Origin of the sequence: Methyloversatilis sp., assembly GCF_030698125.1 — a bacterium.
In the GTDB taxonomy this organism is placed as follows: Bacteria; Pseudomonadota; Gammaproteobacteria; order Burkholderiales; family Rhodocyclaceae; genus Methyloversatilis.
The window spans coordinates 1-16,580 of sequence record NZ_JAUYNV010000051.1; the positions used below are offsets into that span (position 1 = coordinate 1).

Here is a 16,580-nt window from a genome sequence, read left to right on the forward strand (position 1 = left end):
CGATCCGGCCGCTTGGCTGCGCGACACCCTGGAGAAACTTCCGACTTGCCGCAACAGCGACATCGATTCTCTGCTCCCAATCGCGCGCCTGTCATAACACGCTCACCTCGCGACTGCCAGGTGGAACGGCTGGACGCTTACATTCGACCTTCTGACCAAACTCTTTTAGATTTAGGATACCTCGCAGGGTTTCGTCGAAGGCTCCCTTCGCCTGCACGACGTAGTCGTGTGTAGCGGGATCATCCGAATAAATGGGAATACCAACCATCATGTCAGGATGCCGAATCTGAGCATAGTCTGCGGCGAAGCGTCGATCCGCAAAAAGACGGCCATTCGACAGAATGTGAATAGAGGTTCCAGGGTGTAGAGCCTTAGTCAGTCGGAGCGTTTCCAAGAAGCGCTCGCCAAATAGCGTTGGTTCGCCCCCTGAGAAGCCCAACTCCCCTGTCCCCCTGGGCATAATGCGAATTAACTCGTTGGCTTCATCGAGAAGCCAACTGTCATCGACTTCCTTTGGCGGCTGCGAACACATCAGGCAATAATGCTGGCATTGCTCCGTAACCATGATGGTGTTGTGAGGACTGCTCTTCCGGTAAAGGACCCTGATTTCTCCACGCGCAGAGTTTAGGCGAATAATGTCGCCATCCTCCAAGTAGGAGAAGTCGTCAGACAAAGACGTTACCCTCTGCCAGTTTTCTAACTCGCCGAAATCGATTTTGGCCGCCTCGCCAATCTGTAAGTAATGGCCAAAGCCGCTGGGAATCTCCGTGACTCCTGCCCGAACAAGATAGGCGGACCGCTCTCTCAATGACCTAGGGAGCCGTGGGTTAGTTGAGATCACGACGAGAGTTCTATCGCCCTTTGGAACTTCTGTAGCTCCGCCCGCAACCTCAATTCGGATCACCTTCCCGCCAAGCTTCAGCACAATGCGCTCCAACGACGGAATAACGCCTCAACTTCCCTGTCCTCCCGCATGAGTTGGATAAGGTGGCGAAAGATGGCCATATTACGTTTGCAGAAGTCAGATGCCGGTTTTCGGCCCACCACATCTCCGTAAACGGCATGGGAAAAAACCGGATCTGCTCCACAAAAGGGCTCGAAGGCACATTCCGAGCACATGGGTGCGGACAAGGTGAAAGACTCCTCTAAGGTGCTGAGGAGCTTCTCGTTCAAGAATATCTCTTCGTATGTGTTCTCAAGAACCGAACCTAGGCGGAAGGTTTGATCCTTCATCTCCGCCAACATTCGACTCTCATCAGAGGCGTAGACGCTCCCGTCATAGTTGAAGACGACTGCTGCAATCCCGATCCCGGCAGGATTCATTAAATCAACGAAACCTGGGTCAGCACACGTGAACATCTTTTGCAGGATCAGCGTCGTGTAGTACTCCCTGAACGGAATCCCAGCTTGGTTAAGTTCGATGATGTACTGAAGGCCATCCTTGTAGAACTTCAACCATTGCTCAGTATCGTAGGCGGCGTAAACCCTCGTCTTCACCGCGAATCCGTAGGGCGACAAAGCCCGTAGGAAGATACCCTCGAACCCTAACCCAACGTATTCATCGACAATCTCTCGAACTCGCGGCAGGCTCGCTAACGTCGTTGTCATTAGTGCAGACACGCGATCATACCCAACGATTTCCCGAGCCGCTTGTAGGTTTGCGACAAACCGTTGGTAGCTATCTTTTCCGGGGCGGGGGCGGTTTTTGTTGTGAAGATCGCTAGGACCGTCTAGTGATACCGAGAGCAGGATATGATTGTCTCGGCAATACTCGAGAATCTCGGTGGTTGCCAGCGACAATGTGGTAGCAATCACAATTTCAAGATCTCGTCCCTCTGCCGCCGCTCGCACCTTTGCCTTTGATACGATATAGCGGATTAGATCGAAATTGAGCAGAGGCTCTCCACCCTGGAACTCGATCTTGACCGCCTTCGACGGAGATCGGAATACCATATCCAGAGATTTATCGGCCATCTCCAGGGTCATGTCAAAAGCCCCTTTGTCTTCTGACTGCCGGGAGACTTGACAATACTGACAACTATGATCGCACCTTAGCGTGGTGACGAACATATGAAGATTCGTGAAGTTCTGAAGTCGCTGATATCGGGTGCGTGTCTTCAACGCCAGTAATTCAGCTGATGCTTTGTCTCCTTTCTCAGCGATCAAGTGTTTCGCTCGAGCATCCGTATAACTTGGGTGAGAAGGAGCAAGGCGCTTATTTACGAGATCATCGAGCGTACTACGATCTACGATCAATGACTCCCCGACCATATTGGTGGCTAAATAGCTGTCACCCTCAAGCCGCGTAAAGTTGAAGGGCAATAGGTCGTAGGCGCCAGTAGCCGCAAAAGACTCTGGCGGTAAAAACTTGCTCATGGGTCTTACACCAAGCCGGTGCGAGAAAAGGCGTGGGCCAGTATCAGGTGGCGAATGGATTCTGTTTCTTTTGCGATTCGGGCACGAAGATGCTGGTCCAGCACCTCCTTACGGAAGTCCTGAATCACTCCGTCAAGGTCATCGACCTCTTTATCGAACTGCAAAATGCAATCGATGGAGGCCTCTTTGACATTGAATCCAATGCTGAACTTGTCAATGTAGCGGTATGCCGCCCTCTGAATCGTTTCGAGGCTGTAGGCGGCAGGATCAAACGAGATCACGCGCTCTAACACTTTTAGTAGCCCGATCGATGTGAGGAGTGCGATCGATGTGAGGAGTGCGATCGATGCGAGCGATGGTAGGCCATCATCTGACCAGTGTCGGCCCGCTTCAGAACAAAGTCGAAAACCTCCCCGTCCGAGTGGATAGCCACGGTCTCGGTAGTGCCAACCAGGTTGAGGACGTGATTATCAACGGACGGGGCGTAAGGCACCGCCAGATCCGTCCCCTTAGGCGCCTGCTTAGCGTAAGCGGAGAGAATCCCACTTGCTAACAGAGCAACGGGCACGAGAAACTTATGTGATTTTTTCACACGCTCTCCAGCCAAAGATCACTGCCAAGGCAAGAATTAGAACCCCGATCGATGCGAACTATGCGAGCTGTGCGACGCGTGAGACGCGTGAGACGCATGTGATTGATGCCAAGCCATCATCTCGCCAGAAGCGGCCCGCTTAAGAATGAAAGAGTAGTTGTCATCACCAGCTCGAACCAGTTGCTCCCCACCATGAGTGAGTGCAAGGGTCGTTGGTGCGTCAGTCAGGCCGGCCGCGACAGGGGTACTCGAAGGCTCCGTGTTCTCGATAGCAGCACTCGCGTACTGATTCGCTATGGCTGCAACAAGGCCAGCAACCGGCACCAAGAACTTGAACTTCATTTCTATCCCCCCTAAAACCGCTTCGACCTACTGCTCTACGTTAGCATAAATCAATTCCGGTTAATGTTGTACCACCACGCCGGTACTCTTCTAAATACTCTGCGCACGAGAGTTCGAGGAAGTTGCGCTCTATCCGGGGTTCCTATAGTTCATGACGGCTCATGTGCCTGTGCAGCGCGCCCGCTAGATCGTTCAATGCCACGTCCAGTGCTTCGGCTTCGGTCGCTTGGATATGAGTGCGGCGGATATAGGCGCCAGGGAATCCCTCATTGCCCCCGCTCGGGTGCAGGTGGGGCAGACGCTTACATCCAATGATGCACCGTCGGGGAAGTGCAGGCATCAAGTTGGCTACGCTCCTGATGGCAAGAACCGCCCCCGAATTGAACTAACGCTCAATAGTTGGACGGTTGCCGTGCGCCAACTAGGTGGCGTTGCTCAAGCGGTACCTCACTGGGCTTTGGCCGCTCAACTTTAGCTTGGAGCACAGCACGGGGCGGATCCACCGACTGCTCCGCGTCCTCAAGGTCGGACATCGGGTTCCGTAATGTGGAAGATGCGCCACGACCAGATTGCTTCCAGCAACCTCACCACCGCCCCGCCGCAGCCGCCGTCTAAGACTCCTGCTCGGAAGATTGGCAGAGGGCGCCCCGGCGTCCACATCGTCCAGTTCCCGTCGGAGAAGAACCAACGAGTCATCCCTGTAGAGGGCCGGCTCGAGGCAGACATGTGCCTGCTTCTTGAGTTTGACCCCGCAATCAAGAGCTACAGGTCACAGCCGCTGACCGTTCGACTTGAGGACGAGCACGGGCTGTTCAATCACACGCCTGACTTTGAAGTTCAACCGACGGGGGGACGCGCCTTCCTGCTTGAGGTGAAGCCGCACGCACGAGCCTCTCAATCGTTTCGGGCTCAACGCATCGAAGTTGCACGGCAACACTTTCTCGGTATGGATCTCGAGTATGTGCTTCGGACAGAGCGCCATATCCGTATTGAACCTCGCATCACTACTCTGAGAAATCTGTACGGCCGCGCCCGAACGGTATCCCGAGAAGGACTCATCGATCTCTTGGCGCTATTGCCTAAAGACGGCTCGCCAGCAACTTTGAAGGAAATCGCAGCCCAGATGCCCAGCAACCTCGGGCACATCGGACGGGGTCTCCTTGAGGGGTGGGTAGAGGTGGAACTGGAGAAGCCAATTGGTCCGAATTGGCTTGTGTGGAGACGGCCACGATGAGCGCGCTGGCGAACCAAGAGTTCAGGCCGCCCAAGGTAGGCGAGCGCTATCTCTATTCGGGATTCGAGTACGAGGTGCTGCGGATTGACCAAGCGGTCGTCACCATCCGCGGCGTAAACGCGAAACGACAAAGCGATATCCCATTGCTGCGCTGGCAGGACCTCGCTGCACGGGGACGAATGACAGCGCTTGTCGAGCATGCAGAGTGGCAAGATCTCTACCGTAACGCCGCAAACCTCACAGACAAAGAAGCGACGACACATCAGCGCCGCCTCGCCTATGTGCAGGCATTTGAACGTGAGCTTCTCGGACGCGCGCCAACCGAGCTTGGACTCTTACTGATCAAGAGGGTCGCAGAGGAGCGGTCGGAAAAACCACCCTCCATCTCCCGCGTACGGTTCTGGCTTCGTCAGTATCGAGAAGCCGGGAAGAATCCGTTGGCCCTCATCACACGAGAGCATCGGACTCGACAGCGTAAGCCCCGCATGAACCACACGGTGATCGAGCTTACCCAATCGATCCTCCGTTCAACCTTCCTCGATGACCGACGCCCAAGCGCACAAGCGATCTATCACCTGCTGTGCGCGGAAATTGAAGGCGAGAATCTCAAGCGAAACCCTGAGGATAAGTTGCGCGCGCCCTCCCGCGCGTCGTTTTACCGGACGGTCGCGACCCTGGACGCTTACGACGCTGACTTGAATCGCCACGGAAAGCAGTACGCGAAGCGCAAACACCGCCATGGCGTGCGTATCCATCCACCTTCGATGGTTCTGGAGCGCGTCGAGTCTGATAGCAACTACGTGGATCTGATCGTAGTGGACGAGAACGGCGATCCGATAGGTCGGCCTGTATTGACCGTTCTTATCGACATATTCAGTCGCTGCGTTCTGGGGTGGGATCTCTCGTTTGTGCCGCCTTGCGCCGCAAAAACCCTCCGCGCATACAAAGACGCCCTTTCTTCGGAGAACGGGCGCCTCGCAGGCGGCGCTCCGATTGAGCTCATCGTAGATGGCGGCCCCGAATTCAGAAACAGCAGCCTGTTCCAAGTGGCAGAGCGATTTGGTACCTCTGTCCGCCTCGTTTCCCCGCGGGAGCCCAACGAAAAGCCTCATGTGGAGCGGTTCTTCCGCACCATGAACACCACGTTCATTCACCTCATGCATGGAACGACCCGTTCCTCTCCACAGGATCGAGGTGACTACAGGGCCGTCAAGAACGCGTGGATTCAACTCGAGGAATTGCGCGAGCGATTCGCGGCCTGGCTCGAGCAGATCTACCACAACTCCCTGCATTCCGAGCTCGGGATACCGCCGTCAGTCGCGTGGAAAAAGGCGACTGAACTCGACACGCCTACACGGTATCGCGACGAAGGCTTGGACATGGTTTGCCGCAAGTCGGTTGAGCGCGCCATTTCCGGTGGGCGAGTGCAGCTCTTCAATTTGTGTTGGACAAGCCCCGCCCTGCCGGATCTGGCGGCAAGACTCGCACAGCATCCGGAGAAGGATCGAGTGACAGTTCTCTACGACGAGACCGATCTCGATCATGTGTTCGTTGTGGATCCTGAAGATTCCACCCGGCTTGTCCGCGCAGATCCCGTAGATGCGCGTTACCAAAAGGGGCTCACGTTTACTGAGCACCAGGCGGCCACCACTGCGCTCAAGGCTGCGGGCAAGGAAGCAACGAACACCATCCTTTTGAACCAAGCGCGCAAGCGCCTTTGGGACGAGCTCGATCTCTCGACGACGAAAGCCCGAAAGCGATTTGCTCGGATGCAGAACGAAAAGATGGCAAGTCGTCTCCGCGCCGCGGGAGACCAGGGCCAGCTCGCATCCGATCCGGACGCGAGCGCACTCCCCTCCGAACAGACTAACCTTCTGGAAGCAACGCTACCCTCTTTTGAGGAGAGCAAGCCTGGCCAAAGCACCGTCGAGGATATTTGGGACGAAGAAGGCGACATCTTCAAGTCCCTCTGATCGAGAACGACCAACATGAAACTGGAAATGCTGCCAACCGGTCTCGAGGCCTTTCGGGACGTGTTCTATCAACACGATGAGGTGCTGAAGTGCCTCGAAGCTTTCAACGAAGTCCTCCGCTTCAATGACGGCCGACTCGAGCCGGTATCGCTTGCCATAAGTGGCCGCGCCGGCACTGGCAAGACAACCCTTTGCAACCACTTGCTCGCGCAACACCGTATCCAGACACAGGAGGAACCCGAGGGCATCCGACGGGTGATTCCGGCGTTCTACCAAGCGGTGCCGGGGGTTGCGACGATCAAGGACTTGGCGCAGAAGCTGCTGATTCGCCTGCAGGTGACAGATCTTTCCGGGAACCGTACGCAGCTGACCGAGAGACTCGTTCAGAACCTGAAGACGTGTCAGACGCGCTTCTACATCCTTGACGAATTCCAGCACCTCGTAGATCCGAAAAAGGAGAAAACCCACGCAACCGTGCGGAACTGGGTCAAGGATCTGATGAACGAGTCCAAGGTGCCCATCATCTTGGTCGGGACGGAAGACCTGTTGCCACTTCTGGAAGGGGATGAGCAGATCGAACGGCGATTTCGACGCAGATGCTCCCTTACAGAGTTCAGCTTGAACAACGACTACCTCAAGGTTCTCGTGTTCTTTGTGAAACGTCTAAAGGACCATTGCTCGTTGCAACCAAGCGCTGAATTGAAGACGCCCCAATTCGGTCAGCGCATGTACGCAGCCACTGCCGGCAACATGTGCGCCACAAAGGATCTATTCGTCGAAGCGGCCGACCTCGCACTTCGTGGCAAGAGCGCAGAAATCAGCGGTGTGCACTTCAAGCAAGCCTTCGAACGCATCCAGATAGCTCGGGCGCTGGTTCCGGAAGGCCTCAACCCGTTCACCATGACTGAAGACAGCCTCGCACTATCTAGAAAGCGCCGATGAACTATCTGCCGCTGCCCATTCCTGGCGAATCGCCCCTTAGCGTCGTGCTCCGCTGTACGGAAGAGAACGGATACTCTTCGGCAAGCAAGTTCATCTACCGGTTGATCAAGAGCCCCGCTCAATCTGTTCTGTTTCGGAGCGGTCATTTCGCGAAAAAAATCGTAGAGCTATATCCGGAACGCCTTCAGGCGCGACTGCTCGCCTGCTTCTTTCAGGAACTGCCTAGCATATCTTCCCGCAAGCCGGTCCGGATTCTGAATGCGGAATTTCCTGGGGATCTGATCCGGTTCTTCTATCAGCCGGTTTGTCCTCGATGCGCAGCCGATGGCTACTATCGTGCGGAAACCAGCGTTGCGCTCTTCGAGTACTGCGCCAAGCACGGCCAAAAACTGATTCGTAAGTGTCCTGAGTGCGAATCTCTATACGGGCCCGGGCAGCGCGGCATTGATCAGTGCAGCTGCAAGGCCAGGATATCCAGCAATCCCGGCTCCAGAGCATTCGCCTTTGGTGAGCGAAGGCTGTACCGAGCCATGGAGGATGGCGACCAAGCCTGGGTGTCCCGCCTGCTGGCGTTCGTACGCGTTCTCGAGATCGAACGGGAACCCGACTACGTAAAGCGTTCGAAACTGCTCGCCTACGCAGCACTTCTTGCTACGGACGTCGACCGTGGAGTCCGCGCATTCGCGCGGCACCAACAAAGGCGCTATCCGCACCTACTACCCCGGGTTTGGCTCGCTCGTTTGCTTGCTATCCACTCCCCAGCGAGGCAAGCAGCCGAAGATCTTGCCCAACGCCTCTCCCGTGACTACGACATCTCTTGCGCAAGGACAGTCCCGGAGGGGGTCGCGGACGAAGACCTGTTGCTACTTTTGGACAGCAGAGCTGCTTCTGCTGTCCTGGGCATCACGCCCAACACACTCACTAGTCTGAGCACCGCTCAAATCCTGAACCGCATCGAGCGCAGTTCAATCATCAGAAATCGGTATGGCAGTCACGAGATATCGTCCTTGATGGCGAGGCTTGCGAAGAGCAGCCGTTCAGAGTGCCACGGATCTGACGAGCAAACGCGCACTCAGGCATATGCGGATGAGTTGGCTGAAATGAATGCGGGCGCCCGAATCGTCGATCGATTCAACATTGCTCAAGGACTGCCGTCTTTGAGGTCAATCAAGATTAAGGATGTGCAGGGAGCTCTGCCTTGCAGTGCCCGCGTTGCCGTACCGTGGGCCAACTTGGAGGAGTCTGGGACTGCAGAGAGCCAAGCGAAGGATAAAAAGCTCATGGGCTTGCAACAGACGGCTGAGCGCCTCCGTACCTACCCTGAAGCTGTGCGACGGATAGAAAAGACCCGACTGCTCTCCCGCCACGTCCCGTCCGGTGAGAAAGCTCGGCAACCCATGATGTTCGCCGCTAGCGACGTGGAGGCGTTCGATAGACAGTATGTGTTCGTGGGCAGCCTCGCAACGCAGTTGGCTACCGGAGCAACCTCACTATCCGACAAGCTTGCGGCTGTGGGGGTCCATCCGGTATCCGGTCCTAGGGTAGATGGCGCCCTGGTCAATGTTTTTCGCCGTTCGGACATCGCCAAAGTTGATCTCCAACGCGTTAAGGCGCTCAAGGACTACCCCACCCGAGCAGGACGCAAGCCGGCAGGCAGCGTGACCTACGATCAAACGGTCTGGATGACGGCCGTCGAAGCGGCTGACGAGCTCGCCATGAACACTCAACAGATCGCAGTCTTACAACGTACCGGGCAGTTGCCTGCAGAAGTTCCGCCCAATCGAGAAGCGGACAACCGAAAGTACTTCCGAAGAACTGCCGTCAAGCGATTGAAGGATGAGTTGGCCTCACTTCGAACGATTGAATCCGTATCGTCAGAGGTCGGCTTAACGAAGCGAGAGTTCGTCGTTCGCTTCATTGACTCGGGCTTCATTGAGTGCGTGGCGCCGTTAGGCGAGCTCCGCGTCCAACAAAGCGACATTCCAAGAATTCACGAGAACCTGAAGCGATTCATGAGCGCAGCTCAGGCTGGCACGCTCTTGAATACGCATAGCCGATACCTGCTGAATGCAGAACGAAGCGGCAGGATCACGCGAGCCCCTGAGAAGGAAACCCAGATCCACGGAGTGGTACTGTTCCGGCGGAACGACGTGCTCCAGATGGCTAACGCGGGCGAGGTGCAGCCGATTCGTAGGGGGGTGTCGAAGCGGTTGAACGCATAGTTCCACGCCCCTGACAGTTCCACCGCGAACCGGGCGGTCACTTTCCAGATTCCCCGACACGCCCTACCAGCGTCAAACACGCGTTCACCCCCAAGAACGCGAAGCCCAAAATGCACGTACCTGGGCGACGCATGCGCCCCTGCGCGTCATCCCTCATCTCTACCCGCTGGACGACCTCACTCCCCACCACTCTTGTCTCTAACGAGACTCCACTTCTGTCTCAATCGTTAAGCGGCCCGAGGTAAAGCCGGTTTCAATGGCGGCATGTAGGCGAGAACCCAAATCCGTGCAGGGCGGCAGAGACACACTACTCTCGTCTTTAATGAGATATTTTTCTTGTCTCTAGTGAGACAGCTAAAAGACAGCAAGGTCGTGCTGGTCCGAGAGCACGCAACACCTTCCCGCATGAGAGCGCTCTTCAATCCAGCGGGAACAAGAAAAAGGGCGCCCGAAGGCGCCCTGAGGTGTGCGTTACCGTCTCTAATGAGACGTTATCGTCTCTAGTGAGATTGCTCTCGTCTCTAATGAGAATCTACGTTTTTCATGAACTCAATCCCAGCTCAACGCCCCGCCCGTCTGATATTCAATTACCCGCGTCTCGAAGAAATTCCTCTCCTTCTTCAGATCAATCATCTCGCTCATCCACGGGAACGGGTTTTCCGCGCCCGGGTAGAGCACGTCGAGACCGATCTGCTGCGCCCGGCGGTTGGCGATGAAGCGGAGGTATTCCTTGAACATGGCTGAATTCAGGCCGAGCACGCCACGCGGCATGGTGTCTTCGGCGTAGCGGTATTCGAGCTCGACGGCCTTGCGGAACAGGGTTTTGAGCTCTTCGCGGAATTCGACGGTCCAGAGGTGCGGGTTTTCGAGCTTGATCTGGTTGATCAGGTCGATGCCGAAATTGCAGTGCATGGACTCGTCGCGCAGGATGTACTGGTACTGCTCTGCGGCGCCGGTCATCTTGTTCTGACGGCCGAGGGCGAGGATCTGCACGAAGCCGACGTAGAAGAACAGGCCTTCCATCAGGCAGGCGAAAACGATCAGGCTTTTCAGCAGCTGCTGGTCGGTTTCGGGCGTGCCGGTCTTGAACAGCGGGTTAGTCAGCACGTCGATGAACGGGATCAGGAACTCGTCCTTGTCGCGGATCGACTGCACTTCGTGATAGGCGTTGAACACTTCGCCTTCGTCGAGACCGAGCGATTCGACGATGTACTGGTAGGCGTGCGTGTGGATCGCCTCTTCGAACGCCTGGCGCAGCAGGTACTGGCGGCATTCGGGCGCGGTGATGTGGCGGTAGGTGCCGAGCACGATGTTGTTGGCGGCCAGCGAATCGGCGGTGACGAAGAAGCCGAGGTTGCGCTTGATGAGGCGGCGCTCGTCGTCGGTCAGGCCGTTGGGCGTCTTCCACAGCTCGATGTCGCGCTGCATGTTCACTTCCTGCGGCATCCAGTGGTTGGCGCAGCCGGACAGGTATTTGTCCCACGCCCACTTGTACTTGAAAGGCACGAGCTGGTTCACGTCGGTGCCGCCGTTGATGACGCGCTTGTCTTCGGCGCGGATGCGGCGCATGCGGGTGGATTCGGTCGCGGCCGGCGCGGGGGCGCGCGGCGCGATCGGCAGTTCGGCGATGGGGGCGGTGATCGGCAGGGAGTCCGCGTACATATCGCGGCGGGCCGCCGCTCCCACAGGGGCTGCGCCGGCGCGCGGGGCGAACCCGGTGGCCGGCTCGGCGGTGGCGGTGCGCAGGCCGAGGCCGGGTTGCGGGGCGTTCACGGGCAGGTCGTCTTCAAAACTCAGCATGGATGTTCTCTCCGTGGGCGGTGCGTGGAGCGACCGGGTTCTGGTTGATTCGGGTATTCGGGGCGGACGTTGCCGGCATTTTTTCAGTCCCCCCCGGCCCTCACCCCCGGCCCCTCTCCCGCTGATGCGGGAGAGGGGAGCGGACGCGGGGTGCGGGAGAGGGGAGCGGGTTCCACTCACCCCCCGGCCTCTTTCCCGCTGATGCGGGAGAGGGGAGAGGTCAGGTGCAGCATTACTGGCAGGCTTCGCAGGTCGGGTCGTCGATGGCGCAGAACTTGGGTTCGGCTTCGCTCGGCACCGAATTCAGTTCGCCTCCTCGGCCTGTGGACTTCTCGGCGTGCGTGGCGCCCATGGCGCGCAGGTAATACGTGGTCTTGAGGCCGCGCAGCCAGGCCAGCTTGTAGGTTTCGTCGAGCTTCTTGCCCGAGGCGCCAGCCATGTAGATGTTCAGGCTCTGCGCCTGGTCGATCCACTTCTGGCGGCGCGATGCGGCTTCGACCAGCCATTTCGGCTCGACTTCGAAGGCGGTGGCGTACAGGCTGCGCAGCTCGGCCGGAATGCGGTCGATGCGCGACAGCGAGCCGTCGAAGTACTTCAGGTCGGCGACCATGACTTCGTCCCACAGGCCCAGCTTCTTCAGGTCGCGCACCAAATGCTCGTTCACCACGGTGAATTCGCCCGACAGGTTCGATTTGACGAACAGGTTCTGGTAGGTCGGCTCGATGCTGGCGTCGACGCCGATGATGTTCGAAATGGTGGCGGTCGGCGCAATGGCGAGGCAGTTGGAATTGCGCATGCCGTAGTTGGCGATGCGACTGCGCAGCGCGCTCCAGTCCATCGTGACCGAGCGGTCGACTTCGAGGTAGCCACCGCGCTCTTCGGCCAGGATGTCGAGCGAGTCGTGCGGCAGGATGCCGCGGTCCCACAGGCTGCCCTTGTAGCTGGCGTAGCGGCCGCGCTCTTCGGCCAGTTCGGTCGAGGCCCAGTAGGCGTAGTAGGCGACGGCTTCCATCGAGCGGTCGGCGAATTCGACTGCGTCGTCGGAGGCGTACGGCGTGCGCAGCTCATGCAGCGCTTCCTGGAAGCCCATCAGGCCCATGCCGACCGGGCGGTGCTTCAGGTTGGAATTGCGCGCCTTGCCGACCGAGTAGTAATTGATGTCGATGACGTTGTCGAGCATGCGCATCGCGGTGCGGATGGTCTTGCGCAGCTTGTCGTGGTCGAGCACCTTGTTGCCCTGGCCGTCGTCCTTCAGGTGGGCGACCAGATTCACCGAGCCGAGGTTGCACACGGCGATTTCGGTGTCGGAGGTGTTCAGCGTGATTTCTGTGCACAGGTTGCTGGAATGAACCACGCCGACATGCTGCTGTGGCGAGCGCAGGTTGCACGGGTCCTTGAAAGTGATCCACGGGTGGCCGGTTTCGAACAGCATCGACAGCATCTTGCGCCACAGCGCGACCGCCGGCATCTTCTTGAACACGCGGATTTCGCCGCGCGCGGCCTTCTCTTCGTAGCGGGTATAGGCCTCTTCGAAGGCGCGGCCGAACAGGTCGTGCAGGTCGGGGCAGTCGGACGGCGAGAACAGCGTCCACTCGGCGTTTTCCATCACGCGGCGCATGAACAGATCCGGGATCCAGTTCGCAGTGTTCATGTCGTGCGTACGGCGGCGGTCGTCGCCGGTGTTCTTGCGCAGTTCGAGGAATTCCTCGATGTCGAGGTGCCAGCTTTCCAGATAGGCGCATACCGCGCCCTTGCGCTTGCCGCCCTGATTCACCGCGACGGCGGTGTCATTGACCACCTTCAGGAAGGGCACGACGCCCTGGCTCTTGCCGTTGGTGCCCTTGATGTGCGAGCCCAGCGCGCGCACCGGCGTCCAGTCATTGCCCAGACCGCCGGCGAACTTGGCCAGCAGCGCGTTTTCCTTGATGGCCTCGAAGATGCCGTCGAGGTCGTCGGCCACCGTCGTGAGGTAGCACGACGACAGTTGCGGGCGCAGCGTGGCGCTGTTGAACAGCGTCGGCGTCGAGCTCATGAAGTCGAAGCTGGCCAGCAGCTGGTAGAACTCGATCGCGCGCGCTTCGCGGTTGATTTCGTTCATCGCGAGGCCCATGGCGACGCGCATGAAGAACACCTGCGGCAGTTCGATGCGGCGGTCGCGGATGTGCAGGAAGTAGCGGTCGTACAGCGTCTGCAGGCCGAGGTAGTTGAAGCGCAGGTCGTTGCGGTGGTCGAGCGCGGCGCCCAGCTTCGCGAGGTCGAACTGCGCCAGCTTCGGGTCGAGCAGTTCGGCTTCGATGCCCAGCTTGATGTAGCGCGGGAAATAGTCGGCGTAGGCCGTGGCCATCGCGCCCTGCGACGTTTCTTCGCCCAGCACTTCGGCGCGGATCGTGTGCAGCAGCAGGCGGGCGGTGACGTAGCCGTAGGCCGGGTCGTTCTCGATCAGCGAGCGCGCGGCCAGGATGGCCGACTTGCGCACTTCATCGACCGGCACGCCGTCGTACAGATTGGTCAGCGTGGCATCGAAAATGGTGGCGACCGACACGACGTCGCCGAGGTTTTCGCAACTGTCCTGGATCAGCGTGCGCAGCGCTTCGCGGTCGAGCGGCATGCGGCGGTCGCCATCGACCACGTGAAGCACCGGCTGCTCGGTCGATGCCTCAACGGCCTGCTGCTTCTGCGCACGTTCGGCGGAGCGCTTTTCGCGGTACAGCACATAGGCGCGGGCCACGTCGTGCTCGGCCGAGCGCATCAGCGCCAGTTCGACCTGGTCCTGGATGTCTTCTATATGGAAGGTGCCGCCGTGCGGCAGGCGACGCAGCAGCGCGCCGACGACCGCGTCGGTCAGCGCGGCAACCTGTTCGCGCACACGTGCCGATGCCGCGCCCTGCCCGCCATTCACGGCCAGGAAGGCCTTGGTCATGGCGATGGAAATCTTGGCCGGCTCGAACGCCACCACGGCACCGTTCCTGCGGATGATCTTGTAGTCGGTGTGCGCACTGTGCGCGGCGGCCGACGACTCGAGGCTGATCTGGTCCGGCGTGCCGGACAGTGAACGGTTGCTGCCGTGTTCGGCGCTGATCTGCATGCGTACATCTCCCTGGAGAACCGCAGCCACGCTGCGGCGAAATGAATCTGGAGGTGGGGAAGTGTGCTCTTCGACCACTACCTATAGTGGTTCAAGCGGTTTGAGCTACTAAGTGTAGTGATGCGACCCGGACACCGCAAGCGCTTTTTTCCGTCCGCGGCGAATCCGCAGGAAACGCTTCAGGGGCGCGGGATACCGACCGCCGACCAGTCGAAACAGGCGCCCGGATCGATCTTTCGACCGGGCGCGACATCCGAATGGCCTACGACATCGGCAATCGGATGGCGCTGGCGCAGCGCCCCGATCAGCGCGCGAGCGCGCGCGTACTGGGCGGCTTCGAAGGGCAGCACGTTGCAGCCTTCGAACTCGATGCCGACCGAGAAATCGTTGCAGCGGCCGCGCCCCTGCCAGTTCGATACGCCTGCGTGCCAGGCGCGCTCGAGGGTGGACACGAACTGCAGCAGTTCGCCGTCGCGCCGCACCACGAAGTGCGACGACACCCGAAGTGCCGAGATATCAAAGAAGTAGGGGTGAGCCGATGGGTCGAGCCGGTTGGTGAACAGGTGTTCGATCCACGGCCCGCCGAAATCGCCCGGCGGCAGGCTGATGCTGTGGAGCACGATGAGCGACACCGGCGCATCGTCCGGCCGCGCATCGCGATTGGGTGAATCGACGCGCCGCGCCCCCGCGCACCAGCCGTCGGCGTCGATGACGTGATCGGGGTGGGTCAAGAGGAGGTGCCTTTGGAAACTCGCACGTTGAGCACGCGGCAACTCGAATTTGACGAGCCGGATCGCCTGCGGGGCAGGCTCCTGCGACAAACATCGCCAACCATTGAATTCGTTGATTTTTTACATGACCCTGACGGCTGATCAGACCAGCCAGTCGGGGCGCAGCAGCATCACCACACCGAGTGCCAGCATCACCAGACCGCTGACCAGCTTGAGCACGCGGCCGCCGCGCTCGGTGAGCTTGCCGCTGCCCAATGCGGCAACCGCGGTACCGACCATGAGCGCGTCATCGGCGATGTAACCGGCGATGTACAACGCCAGATAGCCGTAGTGCGCCGCCGGGCTCAGCGCATGCTGCGCCAGCACCGAGGTATAGAGCGCCGGCAGGCCGGCCGTGCACAGCAGCTCGATCAGGTTCACCAGCACGGCGAGCGCGGCCACCGACAGCAGCGACACCGGCAATGACGGCGCCTGCACGACGCGACGCATGCGCGCATACAGGCCGGGCTTGGCCGACTCGGGGATGGACAGCGACAGCCCGCGGCCGAAGGCGAAGAAATCCTTCACATTGATCGCACCGATGAGCAGCGCCAGCGACGCCAGTGCGCCGCGTACCAGCGGCGTCAGGCCGACCGCCAGAAACAGGTTGAGCCAGGCCGCCATGAAGGCGAAGTAGACCGCACCGCTGACCAGCACGAAGGTGCCTGCGATCAGCGTCATGCGTCGACGATCCTGCAGCCGCACCAGCAGCGACAGCAGGAACAGCAGCACCCACATCGCGCACGGGTTGAAGCCGTCCAGAAGACCGAGTGCGAGCGTGAATGCAGGCAGGCCCAGCCGCGCCACATCAAGTTCGCCGATCAGCGGCAGGTGGAGCGCGGCGGACGGCGGGGCCCGGCCGGTGTCGGCGATGAAGGCGAGCAGCGCCGGCCCGCCTTCGAAACCGCTGATCACCCGCCCGCCCAGCACGAAGGTGGGCACGCCGGGCGGCCAGATGCCGGCCTGCTGCGACAGCGCGATCAGCTCGTCGCGCGCCGCCTGATCGGCAATCACGTCGTGATAGACGATGCGCAGCCCCGGCCGCTCCGAGGACTGCACATCGTCGAGAAAGCGCTTTGCCTCGGCGCAGTGCGGACAACCGCGCTGCACATAGACATGCAGCGTGTCATCCGCGTCGCCGGCCCGGACTGCCGTCGCGGACACGGCCAGCAGCACGCACCACAGCAGATGCAGCAGGACAGTTCGGGTGCGGGCGAAGGTCATCGGGCAACGGCAGCATTGAG

Annotated in this window: 14 protein-coding genes; 5 read left to right on the forward strand and 9 right to left on the reverse strand. The window is 59.4% G+C overall.

Translation table 11 applies throughout. From position 1 onward, the window contains the following. The coding region (locus tag Q8Q80_RS16525) for a transposase domain-containing protein (RefSeq protein ID WP_305633522.1) at window positions 1-97 on the forward strand (97 nt) is incomplete at its 5' end. Here Q8Q80_RS16525 and Q8Q80_RS16530 read toward each other — a convergent pair. Genes Q8Q80_RS16530 through hxsA2 (Q8Q80_RS19860) form a run of 5 tightly spaced genes read right to left on the reverse strand, consistent with a single transcriptional unit; the run spans window position 92 to window position 3,310 of the window. After that, the gene (locus Q8Q80_RS16530; protein ID WP_305633975.1) at window positions 92-937 is read right to left on the reverse strand and encodes a radical SAM protein; all 846 of its coding nucleotides are present in this window, start codon (window positions 935-937) and stop codon (window positions 92-94) included. The genes Q8Q80_RS16525 and Q8Q80_RS16530 overlap by 6 nt on opposite strands. Then, complete coding sequence (gene hxsB / locus Q8Q80_RS16535; RefSeq protein WP_305633976.1) at window positions 919-2,376, reverse strand: His-Xaa-Ser system radical SAM maturase HxsB; 1,458 nt, start codon at window positions 2,374-2,376, stop codon at window positions 919-921. Before hxsB ends, Q8Q80_RS16530 begins: the two co-directional genes overlap by 19 nt. 5 nt (window positions 2,377-2,381) lie before the next feature. Then, the gene (gene hxsD / locus Q8Q80_RS16540; RefSeq protein WP_305626805.1) at window positions 2,382-2,669 is read right to left on the reverse strand and encodes a His-Xaa-Ser system protein HxsD; all 288 of its coding nucleotides are present in this window, start codon (window positions 2,667-2,669) and stop codon (window positions 2,382-2,384) included. Window positions 2,670-2,671: 2 nt separating this feature from the next. Beyond that, on the reverse strand, window positions 2,672-2,968 hold the full coding sequence (gene hxsA2 / locus Q8Q80_RS19855; RefSeq protein WP_366937690.1) for a His-Xaa-Ser repeat protein HxsA2: 297 nt from the start codon (window positions 2,966-2,968) through the stop codon (window positions 2,672-2,674). Window positions 2,969-3,004: 36 nt separating this feature from the next. Beyond that, window positions 3,005-3,310, reverse strand: coding sequence for a His-Xaa-Ser repeat protein HxsA2 (gene hxsA2 / locus Q8Q80_RS19860; RefSeq protein ID WP_366937689.1), 306 nt, complete (start codon window positions 3,308-3,310; stop codon window positions 3,005-3,007). A gap of 544 nt (window positions 3,311-3,854) precedes the next feature. Between hxsA2 (Q8Q80_RS19860) and Q8Q80_RS16545 the strand changes: the two genes are divergently transcribed. From Q8Q80_RS16545 to Q8Q80_RS16560, 4 genes are read left to right on the forward strand one after another with little or no spacing between them, the layout of a single operon-like run. Continuing rightward, complete coding sequence (locus Q8Q80_RS16545) at window positions 3,855-4,544, forward strand: Tn7 transposase TnsA N-terminal domain-containing protein (RefSeq protein ID WP_296809751.1); 690 nt, start codon at window positions 3,855-3,857, stop codon at window positions 4,542-4,544. Further along, a complete protein-coding gene (locus tag Q8Q80_RS16550; protein WP_305633977.1) occupies window positions 4,541-6,517 on the forward strand; it encodes a Mu transposase C-terminal domain-containing protein in 1,977 nt (658 codons plus the stop codon). The genes Q8Q80_RS16545 and Q8Q80_RS16550 overlap by 4 nt, the downstream gene beginning before the upstream one ends. Window positions 6,518-6,532: 15 nt before the next feature. Beyond that, complete coding sequence (locus Q8Q80_RS16555) at window positions 6,533-7,459, forward strand: TniB family NTP-binding protein (RefSeq protein WP_296809746.1); 927 nt, start codon at window positions 6,533-6,535, stop codon at window positions 7,457-7,459. Beyond that, window positions 7,456-9,681, forward strand: a complete 2,226-nt coding sequence (locus Q8Q80_RS16560) for a TniQ family protein (RefSeq protein WP_305626800.1) — start codon at window positions 7,456-7,458, stop codon at window positions 9,679-9,681. Before Q8Q80_RS16555 ends, Q8Q80_RS16560 begins: the two co-directional genes overlap by 4 nt. A gap of 549 nt (window positions 9,682-10,230) precedes the next feature. Here the strand turns inward: Q8Q80_RS16560 and Q8Q80_RS16565 are convergent. The 4 genes from Q8Q80_RS16565 to Q8Q80_RS16580 form a co-directional block, all read right to left on the reverse strand. Further along, window positions 10,231-11,481 carry a ribonucleotide-diphosphate reductase subunit beta gene (locus Q8Q80_RS16565; RefSeq protein WP_371132778.1) on the reverse strand — a complete coding sequence of 417 codons (1,251 nt, stop codon included), beginning with the start codon at window positions 11,479-11,481 and terminating at the stop codon, window positions 10,231-10,233. Between the two features lie 232 nt (window positions 11,482-11,713). After that, on the reverse strand, window positions 11,714-14,566 hold the full coding sequence (locus tag Q8Q80_RS16570; RefSeq protein WP_305633978.1) for a ribonucleoside-diphosphate reductase subunit alpha: 2,853 nt from the start codon (window positions 14,564-14,566) through the stop codon (window positions 11,714-11,716). Between the two features lie 179 nt (window positions 14,567-14,745). Then, window positions 14,746-15,297, reverse strand: a complete 552-nt coding sequence (gene ampD, locus Q8Q80_RS16575) for a 1,6-anhydro-N-acetylmuramyl-L-alanine amidase AmpD (protein ID WP_305633979.1) — start codon at window positions 15,295-15,297, stop codon at window positions 14,746-14,748. 141 nt (window positions 15,298-15,438) lie between these two features. After that, window positions 15,439-16,560 carry a glutaredoxin family protein gene (locus Q8Q80_RS16580; RefSeq protein WP_305633980.1) on the reverse strand — a complete coding sequence of 374 codons (1,122 nt, stop codon included), beginning with the start codon at window positions 16,558-16,560 and terminating at the stop codon, window positions 15,439-15,441. Window positions 16,561-16,580 lie beyond the last annotated feature (20 nt).